Source organism: Pseudonocardia sp. NPDC049154, assembly GCF_040648315.1.
Classification (GTDB): domain Bacteria; phylum Actinomycetota; class Actinomycetes; order Mycobacteriales; family Pseudonocardiaceae; genus Pseudonocardia.
Genome location: NZ_JBEZDN010000092.1, coordinates 13,581 through 31,891, shown reverse-complemented (window position 1 = coordinate 31,891; position 18,311 = coordinate 13,581). Strand labels below are relative to the sequence as shown.

At 74.0% G+C, this 18,311-nt stretch carries 23 protein-coding genes and 3 tRNA genes; 17 read left to right on the top strand and 9 right to left on the bottom strand.

Going from position 1 to position 18,311, the window contains the following annotated elements:
• The 3 genes from AB0B41_RS31280 to AB0B41_RS31270 all read right to left on the bottom strand — a co-directional run.
• Positions 1-2,546 (bottom strand): AAA family ATPase (locus tag AB0B41_RS31280; RefSeq protein WP_358209701.1); only part of this gene is annotated, 2,546 nt, incomplete at its 3' end.
• Between the two features lie 58 nt (positions 2,547-2,604).
• Positions 2,605-2,790 (bottom strand): hypothetical protein, encoded by a 186-nt coding sequence (locus AB0B41_RS31275; protein WP_358209700.1) that lies wholly within the window; start codon positions 2,788-2,790, stop codon positions 2,605-2,607.
• Positions 2,791-2,914: 124 nt separating this feature from the next.
• A complete protein-coding gene (locus AB0B41_RS31270; RefSeq protein WP_358209698.1) occupies positions 2,915-4,150 on the bottom strand; it encodes a GTP-binding protein in 1,236 nt (411 codons plus the stop codon).
• A gap of 79 nt (positions 4,151-4,229) precedes the next feature.
• Between AB0B41_RS31270 and rpmG (AB0B41_RS31265) the strand changes: the two genes are divergently transcribed.
• The 9 genes from rpmG (AB0B41_RS31265) (at position 4,230) to AB0B41_RS31225 (ending at position 6,758) form a co-directional block, all read left to right on the top strand.
• The gene (gene rpmG / locus AB0B41_RS31265) at positions 4,230-4,400 is read left to right on the top strand and encodes a 50S ribosomal protein L33 (RefSeq protein WP_358209696.1); all 171 of its coding nucleotides are present in this window, start codon (positions 4,230-4,232) and stop codon (positions 4,398-4,400) included.
• Positions 4,401-4,408: 8 nt separating this feature from the next.
• The gene (gene rpsR / locus AB0B41_RS31260; RefSeq protein WP_358209694.1) at positions 4,409-4,672 is read left to right on the top strand and encodes a 30S ribosomal protein S18; all 264 of its coding nucleotides are present in this window, start codon (positions 4,409-4,411) and stop codon (positions 4,670-4,672) included.
• A gap of 4 nt (positions 4,673-4,676) precedes the next feature.
• A complete protein-coding gene (gene rpmB / locus AB0B41_RS31255; protein WP_358209692.1) occupies positions 4,677-4,913 on the top strand; it encodes a 50S ribosomal protein L28 in 237 nt (78 codons plus the stop codon).
• A gap of 275 nt (positions 4,914-5,188) precedes the next feature.
• Positions 5,189-5,264, top strand: a tRNA-Thr gene (locus AB0B41_RS31250).
• A gap of 27 nt (positions 5,265-5,291) precedes the next feature.
• Positions 5,292-5,364: transfer RNA gene (locus AB0B41_RS31245), tRNA-Met, on the top strand.
• A gap of 48 nt (positions 5,365-5,412) precedes the next feature.
• Positions 5,413-5,580, top strand: coding sequence for a 50S ribosomal protein L33 (gene rpmG / locus AB0B41_RS31240; protein ID WP_037046058.1), 168 nt, complete (start codon positions 5,413-5,415; stop codon positions 5,578-5,580).
• A 5-nt stretch (positions 5,581-5,585) separates the two neighbouring features.
• Positions 5,586-6,023, top strand: a complete 438-nt coding sequence (locus AB0B41_RS31235) for a MaoC family dehydratase N-terminal domain-containing protein (RefSeq protein WP_358209690.1) — start codon at positions 5,586-5,588, stop codon at positions 6,021-6,023.
• On the top strand, positions 6,020-6,451 hold the full coding sequence (locus tag AB0B41_RS31230; RefSeq protein ID WP_358209688.1) for a MaoC family dehydratase: 432 nt from the start codon (positions 6,020-6,022) through the stop codon (positions 6,449-6,451). The genes AB0B41_RS31235 and AB0B41_RS31230 overlap by 4 nt, the downstream gene beginning before the upstream one ends.
• A gap of 97 nt (positions 6,452-6,548) precedes the next feature.
• Positions 6,549-6,758 (top strand): hypothetical protein, encoded by a 210-nt coding sequence (locus tag AB0B41_RS31225; RefSeq protein WP_358209686.1) that lies wholly within the window; start codon positions 6,549-6,551, stop codon positions 6,756-6,758.
• A gap of 64 nt (positions 6,759-6,822) precedes the next feature.
• Here the strand turns inward: AB0B41_RS31225 and AB0B41_RS31220 are convergent, their stop codons facing one another.
• A complete protein-coding gene (locus tag AB0B41_RS31220) occupies positions 6,823-8,061 on the bottom strand; it encodes a pyridoxal phosphate-dependent aminotransferase (protein WP_358209684.1) in 1,239 nt (412 codons plus the stop codon).
• A gap of 199 nt (positions 8,062-8,260) precedes the next feature.
• Between AB0B41_RS31220 and AB0B41_RS31215 the strand changes: the two genes are divergently transcribed.
• The 5 genes from AB0B41_RS31215 (at position 8,261) to rplA (ending at position 11,016) form a co-directional block, all read left to right on the top strand.
• Positions 8,261-8,336 (top strand) — tRNA-Trp (locus AB0B41_RS31215).
• Between the two features lie 61 nt (positions 8,337-8,397).
• Positions 8,398-8,748, top strand: a complete 351-nt coding sequence (gene secE / locus AB0B41_RS31210; RefSeq protein ID WP_358209682.1) for a preprotein translocase subunit SecE — start codon at positions 8,398-8,400, stop codon at positions 8,746-8,748.
• A 66-nt stretch (positions 8,749-8,814) separates the two neighbouring features.
• A complete protein-coding gene (gene nusG / locus AB0B41_RS31205) occupies positions 8,815-9,738 on the top strand; it encodes a transcription termination/antitermination protein NusG (RefSeq protein ID WP_358209680.1) in 924 nt (307 codons plus the stop codon).
• Positions 9,739-9,803: 65 nt separating this feature from the next.
• Entirely contained in the window at positions 9,804-10,235 is a 432-nt protein-coding gene (rplK, locus tag AB0B41_RS31200) for a 50S ribosomal protein L11 (protein ID WP_345383506.1), read from the top strand.
• 64 nt (positions 10,236-10,299) lie between these two features.
• Entirely contained in the window at positions 10,300-11,016 is a 717-nt protein-coding gene (rplA, locus tag AB0B41_RS31195) for a 50S ribosomal protein L1 (protein ID WP_358209677.1), read from the top strand.
• 63 nt (positions 11,017-11,079) lie between these two features.
• Here rplA and AB0B41_RS31190 read toward each other — a convergent pair whose 3' ends face one another.
• Together AB0B41_RS31190 and AB0B41_RS31185 are read right to left on the bottom strand one after the other, a co-directional pair.
• Entirely contained in the window at positions 11,080-12,174 is a 1,095-nt protein-coding gene (locus AB0B41_RS31190; protein WP_358209675.1) for a CaiB/BaiF CoA-transferase family protein, read from the bottom strand.
• A gap of 88 nt (positions 12,175-12,262) precedes the next feature.
• Positions 12,263-13,768: a PLP-dependent aminotransferase family protein gene (locus AB0B41_RS31185; protein WP_358209673.1), complete on the bottom strand. Its 1,506-nt coding sequence runs from the start codon at positions 13,766-13,768 to the stop codon at positions 12,263-12,265.
• A gap of 33 nt (positions 13,769-13,801) precedes the next feature.
• On the opposite strand from AB0B41_RS31185, the gene AB0B41_RS31180 reads away from it, so the two are divergent.
• Positions 13,802-14,044, top strand: coding sequence for a hypothetical protein (locus AB0B41_RS31180; protein ID WP_358209671.1), 243 nt, complete (start codon positions 13,802-13,804; stop codon positions 14,042-14,044).
• Here AB0B41_RS31180 and AB0B41_RS31175 read toward each other — a convergent pair.
• From AB0B41_RS31175 to AB0B41_RS31165, 3 genes are all read right to left on the bottom strand, one after another.
• Positions 14,013-14,324: a hypothetical protein gene (locus AB0B41_RS31175; protein WP_358209669.1), complete on the bottom strand. Its 312-nt coding sequence runs from the start codon at positions 14,322-14,324 to the stop codon at positions 14,013-14,015. The genes AB0B41_RS31180 and AB0B41_RS31175 overlap by 32 nt on opposite strands.
• A 110-nt stretch (positions 14,325-14,434) precedes the next feature.
• Positions 14,435-14,845, bottom strand: coding sequence for a sterol carrier protein (locus tag AB0B41_RS31170; protein WP_358209667.1), 411 nt, complete (start codon positions 14,843-14,845; stop codon positions 14,435-14,437).
• Positions 14,846-14,965: 120 nt separating this feature from the next.
• Positions 14,966-15,622, bottom strand: a complete 657-nt coding sequence (locus AB0B41_RS31165; RefSeq protein ID WP_358209665.1) for a response regulator transcription factor — start codon at positions 15,620-15,622, stop codon at positions 14,966-14,968.
• Between the two features lie 150 nt (positions 15,623-15,772).
• On the opposite strand from AB0B41_RS31165, the gene AB0B41_RS31160 reads away from it, so the two are divergent.
• Complete coding sequence (locus AB0B41_RS31160; RefSeq protein ID WP_358209664.1) at positions 15,773-17,119, top strand: HAMP domain-containing sensor histidine kinase; 1,347 nt, start codon at positions 15,773-15,775, stop codon at positions 17,117-17,119.
• 81 nt (positions 17,120-17,200) lie between these two features.
• Positions 17,201-18,307: an NDMA-dependent alcohol dehydrogenase gene (locus tag AB0B41_RS31155; RefSeq protein ID WP_358209662.1), complete on the top strand. Its 1,107-nt coding sequence runs from the start codon at positions 17,201-17,203 to the stop codon at positions 18,305-18,307.
• Positions 18,308-18,311 lie beyond the last annotated feature (4 nt).

The following is an 18,311-nucleotide window of genomic DNA, read 5'->3' as shown; positions in this document are numbered from 1 at the left end:
GCGCGCGCCCGCGCCAGCCACGCCCGCCCCTCGACGCCCAGCGAGCCGGACCGCGGGATGCCCTTCTCGGCGGCCTCCTCCGCGGCGCCGAGCAGGCGCTCGGCCTGCTCGTGCGCCCCCTCGGGCACGGCGGCGAGGCCGAGTGCGGCGAGCATGATCGCCGCGATGTGGTGCGGGAGGAGCCGCTCCAGGTCGGCCAGCGCGGTCTCCGCCCGGCGCAGCGCCTCCTCCGGCGCGCCCCGCCAGAGCGCCGCCTCGACGCCGGCGCCGCCGAGGAGGAGGACCACCTGGTCGTCCTCCTGCTCGCGGGAGTCGAGCTCCTCCCAGCGCCGCTCGGCCTCCGCGAGCCGGCCTCGGGCGACCTCGACCAGCAGGCCGGCGGCCGCGAGCCGGCCCGCGACCACCGGGGCCACCATCGCCCCGCCGAGCCGCGCGGTGTGCTCCGCGGCCTCCCAGTCGCCGGCGACGAACTCGCTCATCAGGCGGGCGACCCGCAGGTCCATCCCGTAGCCGCTCCAGGTGGTGCCGGTCTCGGTGGCCCGCCGGCCCCCGGCCGCGAACTCCGCCGCCGCAGCCGCCGCGGAGCCCTCCTCGAGGAACGACATCCCGCGGTTGTAGAAGATCCGCAGCTCCACGCCGATGTTCCCGGAGCCCCGGGCCAGCGGCAGCGCCTCGGACAGCAGCTCCCGGCTGCGCGGGCCGCGGCCCTCGAACTCCTCCGCCACGGCCAGGCTGATCAGCGCGTCCGCCTCGACGGCCGCGACGTCCTGCAACGCCTCCGCGAGCGCCGTGTCCGGGTCCGCGTCCCCGTGTTCGCCGTGGGGCTCGGCGGTGCCGGCGCGCAGGGCCGCGGCGGCCTCCCGCGCGATCCGCAGGGCGGCCGCGCCGTGCTCGCGTACGCCCGGGACGTCGTCCGTCCGCCAGAGCGCACGGGCCAGGATGGCGTGCGCCCAGGCGAGGTCGGCCGTGGGCGGCCCGTCCCGGAGGAGGTCGACGGCCTCCCGGACGGTCGCGGCGGCGGCCGCGGTGGCCTCGGTGCGCTCGAGCAGGCGGATGGCGTGCCGGACCCGGACTTCGCCGGCGCGCTCGCGGTCCGTGTGGGCGTCGACCAGTTCGAGGGCCCGGGTGCTCAGCGCGATGCCGCGGTCCGGGTCGCCGGTGGCGCTCGCCGACCAGGCCGCCCAGAGCGTGACGGTGATCTCGTCCGCGCCCGCGACCGCCGCGGCGTCGGGTACCGCGGACCACAGCTCGACGGCGCGTTCGGCGTGCCGCAGGACCTCGGCCGGAGCCCCCACCCGGTCCGCCTCGCGGGCCGCGCGCACCGACGCGGCGAGCGCGCGGGGCAGGTCGTGGGCGGCGAGGGCGTGGTGCGCGAGGGCGGCGGCGGGGGAGGTGCCGACGGGCGAGGGCCGGCCGGGCGGGGTGGGCTGCGCCAGCCGCGCGGAGAGCAGGTCGGCGTAGCGCGAGTGGATCCGCGCCCGCTCGCCGGGCAGCAGGTCGCCGTAGACCGCCTCGCGCAGCAGGGCGTGCCGGAAGGCGAGGTCGCCCCGCTCGTCCGGCACCAGGACGTGATGGGCCACCGCCTCGCGGACGGCCTCCTCGAACTCCGCGGTGCCCAGGCCGCTGACCTCGGCCAACGTGGCGTCGGCGACGCTCCGCCCGGCCACCGACGCGACCCGCAGCACCTGCCGCGCGGGTGCGGGCAACCGCTCGAACCGCGCCAGCAGCACGTCCGTGAGCGCCTCGGGCAGGCCGGCGCCGCCGCCTGCGGCTGAGACGAGCTCCTCGGCGAAGAAGGCGTTGCCCTCACTGCGCCGGGCCAGCCGGTGCAGCTCGCGCTCCTGCAGCCCGAGGTCGCCGGCGAGGGCGGTGACCAGGGCGAGCGCATCGGCCGGGGGCAGCGGCGCGAGCTCCAGCCGCTCGACGGCGGGCAGCCGCACCAGCTCGGCGAGCACCGGTCGCAGCGGGTGCCGGCGGTGCAGGTCGTCCGCCCGGTAGGTGGCCACGACGAGCAGCCGCCCCGCACCGAGCCGGGAGAGCAGGAAGACGAGGAGGTCGCGGCTCGAGCGGTCGGCCCAGTGCAGGTCCTCGAGGACCAGCAGCACGGGCGGCCCCGCGGCCGACATCGTCTCCAGGGCGGACAGCAGCGCCTCGAAGACCCGCAGCTGGCCCAGCTCGCGCCCGCCCCGCTCGGCCGACGACTCGCCGGGGACGAGCCGCAGCAGCCCGGGATGCCGCTCGGCCAGCTCGGGGTGCTCCGCGAGCAGCCGGCCGACGATCTCGGTGAAGGGCAGGTACGGCAGCTCCACGCCGGCCGTGTCGATGCACCGCCCCAGCAGGACGAGCGCGCCCGCCCCGGGGGCCCCGGACGACCCGGACGCCTCCGCCGACAGCTCCGTGATCAGCCGGGACTTGCCCACCCCGGCGTCGCCGGACAGCAGGACGCCCGTGCCCCGCCCGGAGCGCGCCCTCTCGAGCGCAGCGGCGAGGACGGCCCGTTCGGCCCCCCGACCGACCAGACCGATCCCCACCCCCGGACGTGGCACGGGCGTCATGCTCGCACGGACCCCCGACCGTTCCGGGCGAGTTCCGCGGGCGTCCCCCTCACGCCGCGCGGCACTGCCCGCTCAGCGCCGACTTCTCGTGCGGCACCGGCGGGGGTACGGGGATGCGGGGCGGCTCCCGCCGCCCCTTCCGCCAGAGCCGGGCCAGGCGGGCCGTGCGGAAGCGGTCGGCCTCCGCGAGGAGGGCGCTGCGGTGCTCGTCGACCATCGTCTCCAGGAAGAGCATGACGATGACACTCCGCCTGAGGGGTGCCCCCGGACATCGGTCGGTCACGCCGTCCCGGGCCACCGCCGCGCACCGGGCCTGAGGGGTCGCCTTACCCCTCGGGGTGCAGCAGCCCCGCCACCCCTCAGGACTCCTCTCCCCGGGACCGCTCGGCCTCCCGGCCCGCGGGTTCGGGGTCGCCGCAGGGGTCGGTGTGCCAGAACCCGAACGGATCCGGCAGCGCCGGCCAGGTCTCCTCGCCGGCGGCGAGCTCGGCGTCGGTGAGCAGGGCGGACCGCAGGCCGGCCTCGACGGCGTCGAGGCCGTCGGCGTCGAGCGCGTGGGCCAGCACGACGACGTCCTGGGCCCGGTCGCCGAAGCGCGGGTGCCAGCCGAGCGCGGCGAGCGCCCGCCGCTCGTCGGACACCTCGTCCCACGCTTCGGGGTCCTGCCCGGCGAGCCACTCGCCGGCCTGCCCGATCCGCAGGCCGCCACCGGCGGACTCCAGCCACAGGACGTCGTCGGGCCGGGTGGCGAGCCAGATCCGCCCGCGGGTCCGCACGACGCCGTCGAGCAGCAGGTCGATCGCCTCGTGCAGGCGGTCGGGGTGGAAGGGGCGGCGTGCGGAGAAGACGAGCAGCCGCACCCCGCAGTCGGTGGTCAGCGGCGGGGCGCCGCGCAGCAGCGGGCCGTGGACGTCGTCGGGCCGGCCACGGCGGGCCTGTGCGTGGGTGCGGCGCAGGAGGACCGCGTCGTCGTCGAGCTCGGCGAGCCGGGACCGCAGCGCGGTGGGCGCCAGCCGCTCCAGGACGGCGTCGACCCGGGCGTGCTCCCAGGCCGGCGCGGAGCCGGTGTGCACGAGCAGGTCCGCGAACTCCGCCTGCGCGACGGCGACCTGGGCGACCGTGCGCATGTCGTCCGGGAGGTCGGCGAGGCCGCGCTCGGTGACGGGCTCCTCGCTGGTGGCGTCGTCGAGCCAGCCGGTGGCGTCGACGGCGGTGATCACCCCGCGCAGGTCGACGAGATCGGTGAGCACGACGCCGTCCACCAGGACGTGGGCGAGCGCCCAGCACACCTGCTCGGGCTCCAGGGCGGGGTCGAGGTGCAGGACGACGCGGCGGACCCGGCCGGCGAAGCGGCGCAGCGTCGGCAGGAGGTCCTCGCGCAGGGTGCAGGACACGCAGCCGTGGGCCAGCTCGAGCGCCGTCCACGTGTCGGTGTCGCCGTCGCGGATCCGGCGGTGCAGCCGCCCGCGGGCGATGTCACGCAGGTCGTGGTGCACGACCACGACGTCGGGATCGGCGGTCCGCAGCCGGGCGAGGACGCGTTCCACGCCCTCGGTGCACAGGCCCGTGACCACGAGCAGTTCGGTGTCGGGCATGGGCCCTCCTCGGGAAGGGGACGGGGTCGGCGGGTGTTATCGTAAATGACAATCGTTCCCAATACGAGAGGAGGGTGGCGTGGCCGCCAAGTCCGCCGCCGTACGTCCCGTGGTCAAGATGCAGTCGACCGCCGGCACGGGCACGACCTACGTGACCCGCAAGAACCGCCGCAACGACCCCGACCGGCTCGTGCTGCGCAAGTACGACCCGGTGGTCCGCCGGCACGTCGAGTTCCGAGAGGAGCGCTGAGGCGGAGCATGCGAAGCCGACCATCAGCGCAGCCGCCGGCGCGCCCCGTCCGGTCGCCGCGGAAGAAGGCCAGCCCGCTGCACGTCCGCGGCCTCACCGAGGTCGACTGGAAGGACACCGCTCTCCTGCGGACGTTCGTCTCCGACCGCGGCAAGATCCGCGCCCGCCGGGTGACGGGCCTGACGCCGCAGCAGCAGCGTCAGGTCGCTGTCGCGATCCGCAACGCCCGGGAGATGGCCCTGCTGCCGTACCCGCACGCGGGACGGGGGTGAGCGCGTGTCCCGCAGGTGTCAGCTGACCGGCCGCGAGCCGGGCTTCGGCCGGACCGTCTCGCACTCGCACCGGCGCAGCCCGCGCCGGTTCGACCCCAACGTGCAGGACCGCCGGTACTGGCTGCCGTCGGAGAACCGGCACGTCCGTCTCCGGCTGTCGGCCAAGGCGATCAGGCTGGTCGACCGGATCGGCGTCGAGGCCGCGGTGGCGCGCATCCGCGCGCGGGGGGAGAAGGTCTGATGGCGACGACGGCGAAGATCGCCCGCATCGAGCGGCGCAAGGAGGTCGTCGCCCGGCACGCCTAGCGGCGCCGGGAGCCCCACGGCACACCCGTGAGTGGCGATCGTCGCTCCGGCGGTGATCGCCACTCACTACTCTTGCTGCACCCGCTCCACGTACCCGGGCGGGCGCCGGAGCTGCGGGAACGGGGAGGGGGACCCCCGGGTTGGCGGCCCGCGGAGGGGGTTGTGTAGAGTTCTCCAGGTCCGACGGGGAAGTCCCCGGAGGGCCGTGCCGCCCCTTTAGCTCAGTCGGCAGAGCGTCTCCATGGTAAGGAGAAGGTCTACGGTTCGATTCCGTAAAGGGGCTCCAGCGAGGTAGGTGTGACCGGCTTCGCGAGGCGGTGTAGCTCAGTCGGTAGAGCAAGCGGCTCATAATCGCTGTGTCGCCGGTTCAAGTCCGGCCACCGCTACACACACGATCCGAGCTCGAAGCAGGAATTAAGCAGGAGGCACCCGCGATGGCGAAGGCCACCGACGTCCGGCCGAAGATCACGCTGGCGTGCGAGCAGTGCAAGCACCGGAACTACATCACCAAGAAGAACCGGCGCAACGACCCCGACCGGCTCGAGGTCAAGAAGTTCTGCCCGAACTGCGGCACCCACCGCGCCCACCGCGAGACCCGCTGACGGCAGTGCCCGACGAGTCCTTCGTCGGCCGTTCCCTCCCGGCCGCCGGTCCGTTCCAGGTCGGCCGCGAGAAGATCCGCGAGTTCGCCGCGGCGATCGGGGACACCTCCCCGCTGAGCCGTGATCTCGACGTCGCGCGCGCGGCCGGTCACCCCGACCTGGTCGCGCCGCCGACGTTCTCGACCACGTTCACCATGCCGCTGATCGAGGCGTTCCTCCGGGATCCCGACTTCGGCTGGGACTACACGCGGATGGTCCACGGCGACCAGCGCATCACCTTCCACCGCGCGATCCACGGCGGCGACGAGCTGTTCACCACGATCCACGTCGACGAGCTGCGCACGCGCGCGGGCAGCCACATGCTGACCCTGCGCTGCGAGGTGGCCGACGCCGCGGGCGAGCCGGTCGCCACCACGAGCTCGCTGCTGGTGACCCAGGCATGAGCACCCCGCAGAACCCCGTGAAGGGCGACGAGCTGCCGCCCCTGCGGCTGCACCTCACCCGGGCCGACCTGGTCCGCTACGCCGGCGCCTCCGGCGACTTCAACCCGATCCACTGGAGCGACCGCGTCGCGGGCGTCGCCGGGCTGCCCGGCGTGATCGCGCACGGGATGCTGACGATGGCCGTGGCAGGCCGGGTCGTCACCGACTGGGTCGGTGACCCCTCGCTCGTGCGGAGCTACGGCACCCGCTTCACCCGCCCCGTCGTCGTCCCGGACGACGACACCGGTGCCCTCGTGGAGATCACCGGGACGGTCGCGGACGTCACCGAGTCGGACGGTGTCCGCATCGCGCGGATCGACGTCAAGGCCGTGTTCGACGGCAGGTCGGTGCTGGGCAGGGCCACCGCGGAGGTCGTCCTCCCCGGCTGAGGCGGCGGGCGTGTCCGGTTGCCGTGATCGCCGAGTGGGTCGATGCTGCCTGCGTCCCGGGTCCGCGAGGGCCCGCACCGCACGGAGGGAGCACCACGTGAAGTTCGGGAAGCTGGTGGACAAGGCCTGGGAGGACAAGACGGCGTCGGAGATCCTCTCCGCCCCGCCGTCGGCGCTCGAGGGCCTCACCGAGAAGCACGACGAGCAGTTGGCCGGCCTCGGCATCAAGTCGGTCGGCGACCTCGCGAAGTGGAAGTACTTCCAGCGCGCCTCGGCGCTCGCCGCGCTCGCCGAGCTCGACAAGTAACCCCGACACACACACGAGGGGCGGGTGCCGTCGGCGCCCGCCCCTCGTGTGTGTCCGGAGTCCTCTACTGGGCCTCGCGCAGCAGCGCACCCATCCGCTCGACGCCGGTCTTCAGGTCGTCGTCGCCCAGGGCGTAGGAGAGGCGGAAGTAGCCCGGGGTGCCGAAGGCCTCGCCGGGCACGACGGCCACCTCGGCGTGCTCGAGCACGGCGGCGGCCAGGTCGAGGCTGGTCTCGATCTTCTGCCCGCGGATCTGCTTGCCCAGCAGCTCGCGCACGTCCGGGTAGACGTAGAAGGCGCCCTTCGGCGTGGGGCACTGCACGCCGGGGATCGCCGAGAGCAGCTCGACGATCGTGCGGCGACGGCGGTCGAAGGCGGTGCGCATCTCGGCGACGGCGTCCAGCGGGCCGGTGAGGGCCTCGATCGCCGCGCGCTGCGACACGTTCGCGACGTTCGACGACAGGTGGGACTGCAGGTTCGTCGCCGCCTTGATGACGTCCGTGGGGCCGGCCATCCAGCCGACCCGCCAGCCGGTCATCGCGTAGGTCTTGGCCACGCCGTTGAGCACCACGGTGGTGTCGGCCAGCTCGGGGACGGCGACGGGCAGCGAGACGGCCTCGGCGCCGTCGTAGACCAGGTGCTCGTAGATCTCGTCCGTGACCACCCAGATGCCGTTCTCGAGCGCCCAGCGGCCGACGGCCTCGGTGAGCTCGCGCGGGGCGACGGCGCCGGTCGGGTTCGACGGCGAGCACCACAGCAGCACCTTGGTGGCGGGGGTGCGGGCGGCCTCGAGCTGGTCGACCGTGGGCAGGTAGTCCTGCTCCGATCCCGTGACGACGACCTTGGTCACGCCGCCGGCCAGGGCGATGGCCTCGGGGTAGGTGGTCCAGTACGGGGCCGGGAGGATGACCTCGTCGCCCGGGTCGAGCAGCGTCGCGAAGGTCTCGTACACGGCCTGCTTGCCGCCGTTGGTCACCAGGACCTGGGTGGCGGCGATCTCGTAGCCGGAGTCCCGCTTCGTCTTCTCCACGATCGCGGCCTTGAGCTCGGGGAGCCCGCCCGCGGGGGAGTAGCGGTGGTTCTTCGGGTCCTGCGCGGCGGCGACGGCGGCCTCGACGATCGGCTGCGGCGTGGGGAAGTCCGGCTCGCCCGCGCCGAAGCCGATCACCGGCCGGCCCTCGGCCTTGAGCGCCTTGGCCTTCGCGTCGACGGCGAGGGTGGCGGACTCGGCGATGTTCCCGATCCGGGTGGAGATCCGGGGCTTCTGCGACGTTCCGGCGGTCGATGCTGTCGGTGCGGACATGGCCCTCATCCTCGCGCACCGCGCGTACCCTCGCGCGAGCGGGTTTCGGCCCGCGGACCCGCGCGGAGCTCCCCCGGGGGGCCGCGGGTGAAGGGCCCCGGACCGTGTGCCGTACACTCGGTTCGCCGGGCGCACCGGATCTTCCGGTGTGCCTGCTCCGAACCCGTCGGGTCCCCGACGCGGCGGGTCGGGGCAGCGTAGGGGTGTAGCTCAACTGGCAGAGCAGCGGTCTCCAAAACCGCAGGTTGCAGGTTCAAGTCCTGTCACCCCTGCCACCTGGGACGACAGCAGGAACGAGACGAGGGGCGGGCGTCTGCCCGCCGGTGAGGACGAGCGGTGAGCGACGAGCGTGAGCCCGGGCGGGAGCGCCCGACGTCCGCGGCAGACCGCCGCGGACGGCGCACGTCGCCGTCGTCGTCCGGTGCCGGCGCGGTGACCACGCCGGGCAAGGGCCGTCCGACGCCCTCGCGCGGCGCCGGGGCGCCCCGCAAGGCGTCGCCGTTCGCCAGGCTGGTCCGCTTCCTCCGCGAGGTCGTGGCGGAGCTGCGCAAGGTCATCTGGCCCACGCGCAAGCAGCTGGTGACCTACACGATCGTCGTGCTCGTCTTCGTCGCCTTCATGGTCGCGCTGGTGTCGCTCCTGGACTGGGTGTTCGGGCTGGGCGTGGAAGCCCTGTTCGGCGCCTAGCCCGCAGGTGAGCCGGGACCGACCCCGATCGAGCACGACGACGCTGACGAAGGAAGCGAGAAGCACGTGACCTCCCCAGACGGCCGACCGGCCGAGGACGAGACGACGGTGCAGGACACCGACGTCGAGGTGGCGTACGGCGCCGAGGCCTCCGACAGCTCCGACAGCACCGCCGACACCGACACCGACACCGACACCGCCGACGAGGCGGTCGAGGCCGAGGAGGCGGAGGACGCCGTCGAGGACGACGCGGCGGACGTCGACTTCGGGTCGGAGGCCGCCGAGGCCGTCCCCGCCGTCGGCGAGCAGGCCGACCCGGGCGACCTCGAGGCCGGCGCCGACGGCGCTGGCGTCGAGGAGGAGGAGGTCGACCCGATCGAGGAGATGACGGAGGCGCTGCGCCGCGCCCCCGGCGACTGGTACGTCGTCCACTCCTACGCGGGCTACGAGAACAAGGTGAAGCAGAACCTCGAGACCCGGGTGCAGACCCTGGACGTCGAGGACTACATCTACCAGGTCGAGGTGCCCACCGAAGAGGTCACCGAGATCAAGAACGGCCAGCGCAAGCAGGTGCAGCGCAAGGTGCTGCCCGGCTACATCCTGGTCCGGATGGAGCTCAACGACCAGTCGTGGGGCGCCGTCCGCAACACCCCGGGCGTCACCGGCTTCGTCGGGGCCACGTCGCGGCCCTCGCCGCTGACCCTGAACGAGGTGCTGAAGTTCCTGCTGCCGAAGCAGGAGGCGCCGAAGGAGAAGGCCGCCGCCACGTCCGGTGCGGGCGGCGCGGCCGCCGCCACCGGCGGTGGGGCCACGGTCGAGGTCGACTTCGAGGTCGGCGAGTCGGTCACCGTCATGGACGGCCCGTTCGCAACCCTCCCGGCCACGATCAACGAGGTCAACGTCGACGCGCAGAAGCTGAAGGTGCTCGTGTCCATCTTCGGCCGCGAGACGCCCGTCGAGCTGGCCTTCAGTCAGGTCTCCAAGATCTGACGGTGCACGAACTCCGTCGCGGCGGGCAGGTCCGCGGCGCGTAGGACGATCACGAGGAATCAAGGATGCCACCCAAGAAGCGGAAGCTCTCCGCGATCATCAAGCTCCAGATCAAGGCCGGCGCGGCCACGCCGGCCCCGCCGGTCGGCCCCGCGCTGGGTCAGCACGGCGTCAACATCATGGAGTTCTGCAAGGCGTACAACGCCGCTACCGAGGCCCAGCGCGGCGACGTGGTGCCGGTCGAGATCTCCGTGTACGAGGACCGCTCGTTCACGTTCGAGCTCAAGACCCCGCCCGCGGCCAAGCTGCTGCTGAAGGCGGCCGGCGTGGAGAAGGGCTCCGGCGAGCCGCACAAGACCAAGGTCGCCTCCGTGACCATGGACCAGGTGCGGGAGATCGCGCAGACCAAGATGCGCGACCTCAACGCCAACGACCTGGACCAGGCCGCGAAGATCATCGCCGGCACCGCCCGGTCGATGGGCATCACGGTCAACTGACCCCACCCGAACGCGTGGGAGAGCCGGGCGCGGCTCCTACCACGATCTTCGCGAAGGACTGAAGATGGCAAAGCGCAGCAAGATCTACGAGCAGGCCGCGGCCAAGATCGACCGCGACGCCCTGTACTCCCCGCTCGAGGCCGCCAAGCTGGCCAAGGAGACCTCGAGCAGCAAGATGGACGCGACCGTCGAGGTCGCCATGCGGCTGGGCGTCGACCCCCGCAAGGCCGACCAGATGGTCCGCGGGACCGTGAACCTGCCCCACGGGACCGGTAAGACCGCCCGGGTCATCGTGTTCGCCGTCGGCGACAAGGCCGCCGAGGCCGAGGCCGCCGGTGCGGACGTCGTCGGCGCCGAGGACCTGATCGAGCGGATCCAGGGCGGCTGGCTGGACTTCGACGCCGCGATCGCGACCCCCGACCAGATGGCGAAGGTCGGCCGCATCGCCCGCATCCTCGGCCCGCGCGGCCTGATGCCGAACCCGAAGACCGGCACCGTCACCCCGGACGTGGCCAAGGCCGTCAACGACATCAAGGGCGGCAAGATCAACTTCCGGGTGGACAAGCAGGCCAACCTGCACCTCGTCATCGGCAAGGCCTCGTTCGACACCGAGAAGCTGGTGGAGAACTACGGCGCCGCCCTCGACGAGATCCTGCGGGCCAAGCCGTCCGCCGCGAAGGGCCGCTACATCAAGAAGATCACCGTCTCGACGACCACGGGCCCGGGCATCCCGGTCGACCCCAACCGCACCCGCAACCTGCTGGTCGACGACACCGTCTGATCGTCCGACGCGAAGGCCCCCTCCGGATCCCGGAGGGGGCCTTCGTCGTTCCGGGGGCCGGCGTCAGGCCCAGTCGGCCAGGATCTGGTCGACGGTCTCGGGGTCCGCGGGGCGGCCCGGCACCTCGGTGCGGGTGCGGGAGAAGCGCGGCGCGGGAGCGGCCTGCGGGGTGTCCTCCGGGCTGACGATCGTGTTCCGGGCGGCCATGTGCGGGTGCTGCGCGACCTCGCCGAAGGCCAGGACCGGGGTGGTGCAGGCGTCCGTGCCGTCGAAGATCGCGGCCCACTCGTCGCGGGTCTTGGTCTTGAAGACCTCGGTGAACCGCTCCCTGATGATCGGCCAGGACGGGATGTCCATCTGCGGCGGAAGCTCGGTGGGGTCGATCTCCAGACCCTTGAGCAGTTCCGCGTAGAACTGCGGCTCGAGTGCCCCGACGGCCATGAACCTGCCGTCAGCGCAGGTGTAGGTGTCGTAGAAGGGGGCGTAGCCGTCGAGCAGGTTGCTGTTCGGCTGGTCCTGCCAGAACTTCTGCCGGAGCATGCCCCACACCGACTGCACCAGGAGGCTGGCGCCGTCGACCATCGCGGTGTCGACGACCTGGCCCTCCCCGGAGCCACGGGCCTCGTACAGCGCCGCGAGCACGCCGATGACCAGCAGCATCGAGCCGCCGCCGAAGTCGCCGACCAGGTTCAGCGGCGGCACCGGGCGCTCGCCGTTCCCGCGGCCGATGGCGTGCAGCGCACCGGTGAGCGAGATGTAGTTGATGTCGTGGCCCGCGCGGTCGGCCATCGGACCGTCCTGGCCCCAGCCCGTCATCCGGCCGTAGACGAGCTTCGGGTTGCGTGCGTGGCAGTCCGCGGGGCCGACGCCGAGCCGCTCGGTGACGCCGGGCCGGTATCCCTCGAGCAGCACGTCGGCCTTCTCGACGAGCTTCAGCACGGTCTCGCGACCCTCGGGGGTCTTGAGGTCGGCGGCCACCCGGCGCCGTCCGCGCAGGGTGGGGTCGGCGTCACCGCCGATCTTCAGGCCGCCCGGCCGGTCGATCCGGACCACCTCGGCGCCCAGGTCGCCCAGGATCATCGCCGCGTGCGGCCCCGGTCCGATGCCGGCGAGCTCGACGACCCGTACGCCCGCGAGGGGTCCGCTGCGAGTGCCCACTTCCATCCTCCTCATCGATCGATCGTTCAGGACTCTACGGGTCCGCGGCCCGTGGGTCAGCGGCCCGGGCCACAGGACGCCGTCCCGGCTACGCCACGGCGATCTGGTCCGCCGCGCCGCCGTCGGGCTGGTGCCGCAGACCCTGCCAGGCCGCGGTGAGTCGTTCGAGCGCGGCCGCGGCGGGTTCGGGCCGCAGGGTGTAGGGCAGCCGGATGTACCGCTCGAACGCGCCGTCGACGCCGAAGCGGGGCCCGGCGGCCAGCAGGACGTCGTGCCGACGGGCGGCCCCGGTGAGCAGGCTCGACACCGGCTCGCCGAGGTCCACCCACAGGCTCAGCCCGCCCGTCGGCTCGTTGGGCCGCCATTGCGGGAAGTCCGCGGCGAGCCGGCGGCACAGGTCGGCGCGGGCGGCGCGCAGCGTCTCCTGGCGCTCGGCCACCACCGCCTCGACCTCGCCGAGCAGGCGGGCCGTGACGATCTGGTCGAGCACGGCGCCGCCGAGGTCGATCGACGGCCGCAGTGCGGCCAGCCGCCGCACCAGCGACGCCGAGGTGCGGATCCAGCCGATGCGCAGCCCGCCCCAGAACACCTTGCTCGCCGAGCCGATCGTGATCAGCAGGGGCGAGTCGGGCGCGTGCCGGGCGACCGGCTCCGGGGCCGGGACGTCGAGCGGCAGCTCGGTCAGGGTCTCGTCGACGACGAGCGGGGTGCGGGTCCGCCGCGCCAGCTCGACCACCCCCGCGCGGACCTCCGGCGGCATCACCGCGCCCGTCGGGTTGTGGAAGTCCGGCACCAGGTAGCAGAGGGCGGGACGGGTGTCCCGGACGGTGGCGGTCAGCAGATCGAGGTCCCACGCCGGCTCCCGGCCGTCGGGGCCGAGCGGCACGGGGACCGGCCGGGCGCCGCGGCCGCGGATGGCGTCGAGCGCGTTCGGGTAGGTCGGGTGTTCGACGAGGACGCGGTCGCCCGGGCCCGCGAGCAGCGTGAGGACCAGCGCGATCGCGTGCTGCGCCCCGGAGGTGACGAGGACCTGGTCGGGGTTGGTCGGCACGCCGCGCTCGGTGAAGCGCCGCGCCACGGCCTCCCGCATCACCGGGATCCCGGCGAGGGTGTAGCCGTGGCCGCCGATCTGCCCGTCGAGCTCGGTGACGGCCGCCGCCGCGGCCCGCCGGATCGCGTCCGTGGGCGCGGGCAGCGCGGCGTGCGCGAGATCGGTGAGGCCGCCGCCCGTGAGCGGCGAGAACGGGGTCTCGGGCGTCGTCCCGCCGGTCGGGCCGGGCACGCGGGTCCAGCTGCCCGAGCCGCGTCGGCTCTCGAGGAACCGGTCGGTGCGCAGGGCCTCGTAGGCCGCGGCCACCGTCGTCCGGCTGACGTCGAGGGCGCCGGCGAGCTCGCGCTCGGCCGGAATCCGGGTGCCGAGCGGCAGCCGGCCGTCCAGGATGAGGAGCCGGACGCGCTCGGTCAGCGCCGACGCGAGGCCGCGCTGGTCCGCCGGGCGCCAGCTGCCCAGCAGGCGGGCGAAGCTCGTACCGCCGATCCGGCGCGTGCCGGGGTCCAGGGGGTCCAACCGGTCCACCTCCGCGAAATTGGCCATGGAGAATCAGGCCAATGGTGCCAGAGTGGAGTCATGACAGCGACGATCCTGCTCTCGGTCCTCACCCTCATCGCGATCCTGGCGCCGCGCTACGGCGCCGACAGCCGCGCCCTGCGGGAGCTCCCGCACTACACGGCGACGCCGTGGGGCGACGTGAAGAAGATCCTCCGCCGGCTCGAGGAGGCGGCGGCCCGCCCACGGAGGCCACGGGGGCCGCAGCGGGCCGGACCCGCGGTGGGCCGGCTCAGGTCCGGTACTCCCAGTGGTTCTGCATGAGCACCTGCTCGGTGCGGTCGGCGTCGTCGCGGACCTCGGCCCGGTAGTAGTACCGGCCCGGCTGCCAGCCGTCCTGCTCCGCGACGACCTGCAGGTACTCCGTGGCCCAGCGGTGCCATTCGTCGGTGTCGCGGGGCGCGGGGTCCGGGGCGTCGCACACCACGGTCGTGAAGTCGTGGAGCCGGCCGCGCAGCGAGGTCCACATCTGCACGTCGATGTTCAGGGTCTCGGGCAGCCCGCCCGGGGCCCGCTCGCCGGACCCGGTCCGCTCACCGCTCACGCCGCGCCTCCCTGGCGGGCCCGTGGTGGGCCCGCTGGGAGTATCGATCTTCCGTGAGGTCCGGGCCCCGCCGGGTGCCCGGACCTCACCTCATCGAGCGACGCGGGGGATCAGGCCGCCAGCAGGTCGCTGCGGCCCTTCTCCTCGAGCATCGCCTTGTACGGCCCGAACAGGCCCTTCGCCAGCGGCAGCACCTTGAGCAGCGTGGCCACCGGGCCCTTCGCGCGGACCTGGCCCTTGGCCAGCGCCACCGGCAGCACGACCTTGCCGAGCCAGAACCGGTTGCCGGTGTCGGCGCTCATGAACAGCTCGACGTTCGGCTCCGGGCCGTTGCCGGCGCCCTCGTGGATCTCCGAGTTCGGCATGTCCACGGTGAGCACGGCATCGGGGTCGGTGTAGGTGATGCGCAGGACGACCCCGGACGGCTTCAGCTTCTCGACCAGCGCCGCGTCCTCCATGCCCAACCGGAAGACCCCGCCCAGGTACTCGTAGACCTCGGCCTCGTTCTGGAACGCCGCCACGTCGCAGCCCCTTTCGCTCGCTTGCCGGGGGAGTCTGGCCCGCCCGGGCCACCGGCGGCGACTCCCCGGCCGGGCCACGCCTGGCCCGCACGGACCCGCGGTGCGGCACCGGGGAGACGGCTAGGGGCGCTCGTCGAGCAGCCCGGCCCGGCCCGCCAGCGCGGCCGCCTCGATCCGGTTCGCCGCGCCGAGCTTGTGCAGCAACGAGGCGATCATCCGCTTCGCCGTGCGCTCGCTGACCAGCATCGGGCGGGCGATCTCGCTGGTCTCCAGCCCGCGGGCGAGCAGCCGCCACAGTTCGACGTCCCGCTCGGAGAGGGTGTCGAGCACGCCGTCGGCGGTGCGGTCGGCGGAGGCCAGCAACGCCTCGAGCAGCTCGCCACGGACGACCTTCACCCCCGCGAGCAGCGACAGCAGCGGCGCGACGAGCACCGCGGGATCGGCGGACTTGCCGAGGTACCCGTCCGCCCCGGCGCGCAGCGCGGCCGCGGCCAGGTCCAGGTCCTCGGTCCCGGACAGGGCGAGCACCTTCGTGCCCGGGTAGGCCGCCTTGATCCGGCGGATCGTCTCGACCCCGCCGAGCGGCGGCAGCGCGAGATCGACGACGGCGATGTCCGCGCGGTTCTTCCCGACGAGCGCGACGGCCTCCTCGCCGGCCGTGGCGGACCCCGCGACCCGGAACGTGTCGCCGGCGCGGGACTCCAGCAGGAGGGCCAGGCCCTGGGCGAACAGCGCGTGGTCGTCCACGATGACGACGGTGTGGGGCCCCTCCTGCACGGCCCGGAGCCTAGGCCGTGTCCCCCGACCCGCCACCACCGCTCCCGACGTGGATCACCCGGCCCGGCGGCGCCGGGTTGAGAGACACGGCCTCGTCGGACCTACTCTCCGTACGACGCTCGACCTGCACCGACGGCGACGGGAGGCCCGGTGACGAGCCCGACGGACGGCAGGGTGGACCCGCTCGCGGAGGCCATGACCGATCCCGGCGCGCTGCGCTGGGACCCCTGGACGCGGCGCTCCGACTCCGCCGAGGAGCGGGCCGCGGTGGTGATCCGCGCGATCGTCGTGGTCGCCGTCGGGCTGGCGCTCGCCGTCGGGCCCGAGCTCGCCCGCGGCCGCCCGCTGGTGGTGTGGGGCATCGTGATCGGCACGGCGTTCTACGCTGCCGCGCTGGTGGTGACCGAGTGGGCGGAGTGGCAGCTGCCCGTGCGGCCGTCGGTGATCACCGTGGTCGACGGCGTGCTGGTCCTGGTGGCCTGCGGGCTCACCGGGGGCGCGGCCAGCATCTTCGTCGCGGTGCTGCCGTTGATCGCGATCGCGATGTCGCTGCGCAGCGGGCCCGTGCTGGGCCGGCTCGGCGCCCTCGGCGTCGGGATCGGGTTCACCGTCGCGTGCCTGCTCGGGTCGGACCCGGAGGTCCCGGTGTCCGAGCGGCTGCTGACGGGGGCCTGGTGGAGCGGGTTCCTGGTCGCGGCCGCGGTGCTGGTCGGCGTGCTGGTGCGGATGCTCGAGCGCCAGCTGCAGGAGGCCGCCGACTCGCGGGCCCGGGCAGCGGCGGAGCACGAGAAACTGCTCTCGGAGCGGGAGCTGCGGGCCCGGCTCGTCGCGGCGCAGCAGGCCCGGCTCGACGGCGTGCGCGTGGTGCTGCACGAGTTCCGCACGCCCGTCGCCTCGCTGACCGCGCTCACCACGGACCTGGCGAAGGGTGCGCTGTCGCCGGAGGCCTCGCGCACCGCGACCCGGCTGCTCGCCGAGCACGCGGTGCACCTGCAGGACATGCTCGAGGGCCTCGCCGACCTGGCCGTGCGGGACGGCAGCCCGCTCGGCCGGGTCACCGACCGGCGGGTCGTGCTGGCCGAGCTGGCCGAGGCCGTGCTCGACGCGGCCGCGGTCGCGCCCGGCCGTCGTCGGATCACGGTGGCGCCGCCGGGTGCGGCCGTGCGGTGCGATCCGCAGCGGCTGCGCCGGGTGCTCACCAACCTCGTCGAGAACGCCGCTCGGCACAGCGGGCAGGAACCCGTCGAGCTGGACCTGGGCCACGTCGACGGCATGCTGGTCGCCGAGGTGCGCGACCGCGGCCCCGGCCTCCCGCCGGGACAGGAGGGCCTGGTCACGGCCAAGGGCGTGGCGCTGGGGGAGCGGCGCGGCACCGCCGGGCTGGGGCTGTGGATCGTCGAGGCGCTGGTGGGGGCGATGAACGGCGAGCTCACCCTGCTCCCGCGCGAGGGCGGGGGCCTGGTCGCCCGCCTCACCCTCCCCCTCGCCCCGGCCTGACCCGGGGCTGGCACGCGGGGGACAGGGCGGGAACTCGCGGCCCGCTGTGGTCGCGCGTGACGCGCATCATGATCGACGCCCATGAAGACCCGAGCAGCGGTGCTGTGGGAACTGGGCGGCAAGTGGGAGGTCGAGGAGGTCGAGCTCGACCCGCCGGGTCCCGGCGAGGTCCTGGTCGAGCTGGCGGCCTCCGGCCTCTGCCACTCCGACGAGCACCTGGTGACCGGCGACCTGCCCGTCGCCTACCCGATGGTCGGCGGCCACGAGGGCGCCGGGCGCGTGCGCGAGGTCGGCCCGGGCGTGACCGAGGTGGGGGTCGGCGACCCGGTCGTCATGACCTTCCTGCCCAGCTGCGGGCGCTGCTCGTACTGCGTCCGCGGCATGACGAGCCTGTGCGACGACGGTGCGGGCGCCACCCTCGGCCCCCAGCTCGACGGCACCTACCGCTTCCACGCCCGCGGCGAGGACGTCGGGCAGATGTGCCTGCTCGGCACGTTCAGCCAGCACACCGTGGTGCCGGTGAAGTCCGTCGTGAAGATCGACGAGGGCTTCCCGCTCGAGCTCGCCGCGCTGGTCGGCTGCGGCGTCACCACCGGGTACGGCTCGGCCGTCCGCACCGCGGACCTGCGCGCCGGCGACTCGTGCGTCGTGATCGGGATCGGTGGGATCGGCGCCAACGCCGTGCAGGGCGCGGTCAACGCCGGCTGCCGGTACGTCGTGGCCGTGGACCCGGTGGAGTTCAAGCGGCAGAAGGCCCTCGAGCTGGGCGCGACGCACACCGCGGCGAGCATCGACGAGGCCTGGCCGCTGATCTCCGAGCTCACCCGCGGCCAGCTCGCCGACGCCGCGATCCTCACCACCGGCGTCGCCGAGGGCGACGACCTGCAGCCCGCGCTGCAGCTCGTCGGCAAGCGCGGCCGGGTCGTCGTGACCGCGCTGGGCAAGGCCGAGCAGGAGACGGCGAGCCTCTCCCTGCTGGAGCTCACCCTCTACGAGAAGCAGATCCGCGGCGCCCTGTTCGGCAGCTCCAACGGCCAGCACGACGTGCCGCGCCTGCTCGAGCTGCACAACCTGGGCCGGCTCAGGCTCCGCGAGCTGATCACCAAGGAGTACACCCTCGACCAGGTGAACGAGGGTTACGAGGACATGCGGTCCGGCCGCAACATCCGGGGCCTCATCCGCTTCTGACGGC

What these genes read in the sequence shown, in the direction of transcription:
- rpsR (WP_358209694.1), top strand. Translation starts at nt 4,409, where the DNA reads ATGCGAAGCCGACCATCAGCGCAGCCGCCGGCGCGCCCCGTCCGGTCG.
- AB0B41_RS31230 (WP_358209688.1), top strand. Translation starts at nt 6,020, where the DNA reads ATGAGCACCCCGCAGAACCCCGTGAAGGGCGACGAGCTGCCGCCCCTG.
- AB0B41_RS31185 (WP_358209673.1), bottom strand. Translation starts at nt 13,768, where the DNA reads ATGGCCAATTTCGCGGAGGTGGACCGGTTGGACCCCCTGGACCCCGGC.
- rplA (WP_358209677.1), top strand. Translation starts at nt 10,300, where the DNA reads ATGGCAAAGCGCAGCAAGATCTACGAGCAGGCCGCGGCCAAGATCGAC.
- AB0B41_RS31275 (WP_358209700.1), bottom strand. Translation starts at nt 2,790, where the DNA reads ATGCTCTTCCTGGAGACGATGGTCGACGAGCACCGCAGCGCCCTCCTC.
- AB0B41_RS31220 (WP_358209684.1), bottom strand. Translation starts at nt 8,061, where the DNA reads ATGTCCGCACCGACAGCATCGACCGCCGGAACGTCGCAGAAGCCCCGG.
- rplK (WP_345383506.1), top strand. Translation starts at nt 9,804, where the DNA reads ATGCCACCCAAGAAGCGGAAGCTCTCCGCGATCATCAAGCTCCAGATC.
- AB0B41_RS31270 (WP_358209698.1), bottom strand. Translation starts at nt 4,150, where the DNA reads ATGCCCGACACCGAACTGCTCGTGGTCACGGGCCTGTGCACCGAGGGC.
- rpmG (WP_037046058.1), top strand. Translation starts at nt 5,413, where the DNA reads ATGGCGAAGGCCACCGACGTCCGGCCGAAGATCACGCTGGCGTGCGAG.
- AB0B41_RS31180 (WP_358209671.1), top strand. Translation starts at nt 13,802, where the DNA reads ATGACAGCGACGATCCTGCTCTCGGTCCTCACCCTCATCGCGATCCTG.
- AB0B41_RS31155 (WP_358209662.1), top strand. Translation starts at nt 17,201, where the DNA reads ATGAAGACCCGAGCAGCGGTGCTGTGGGAACTGGGCGGCAAGTGGGAG.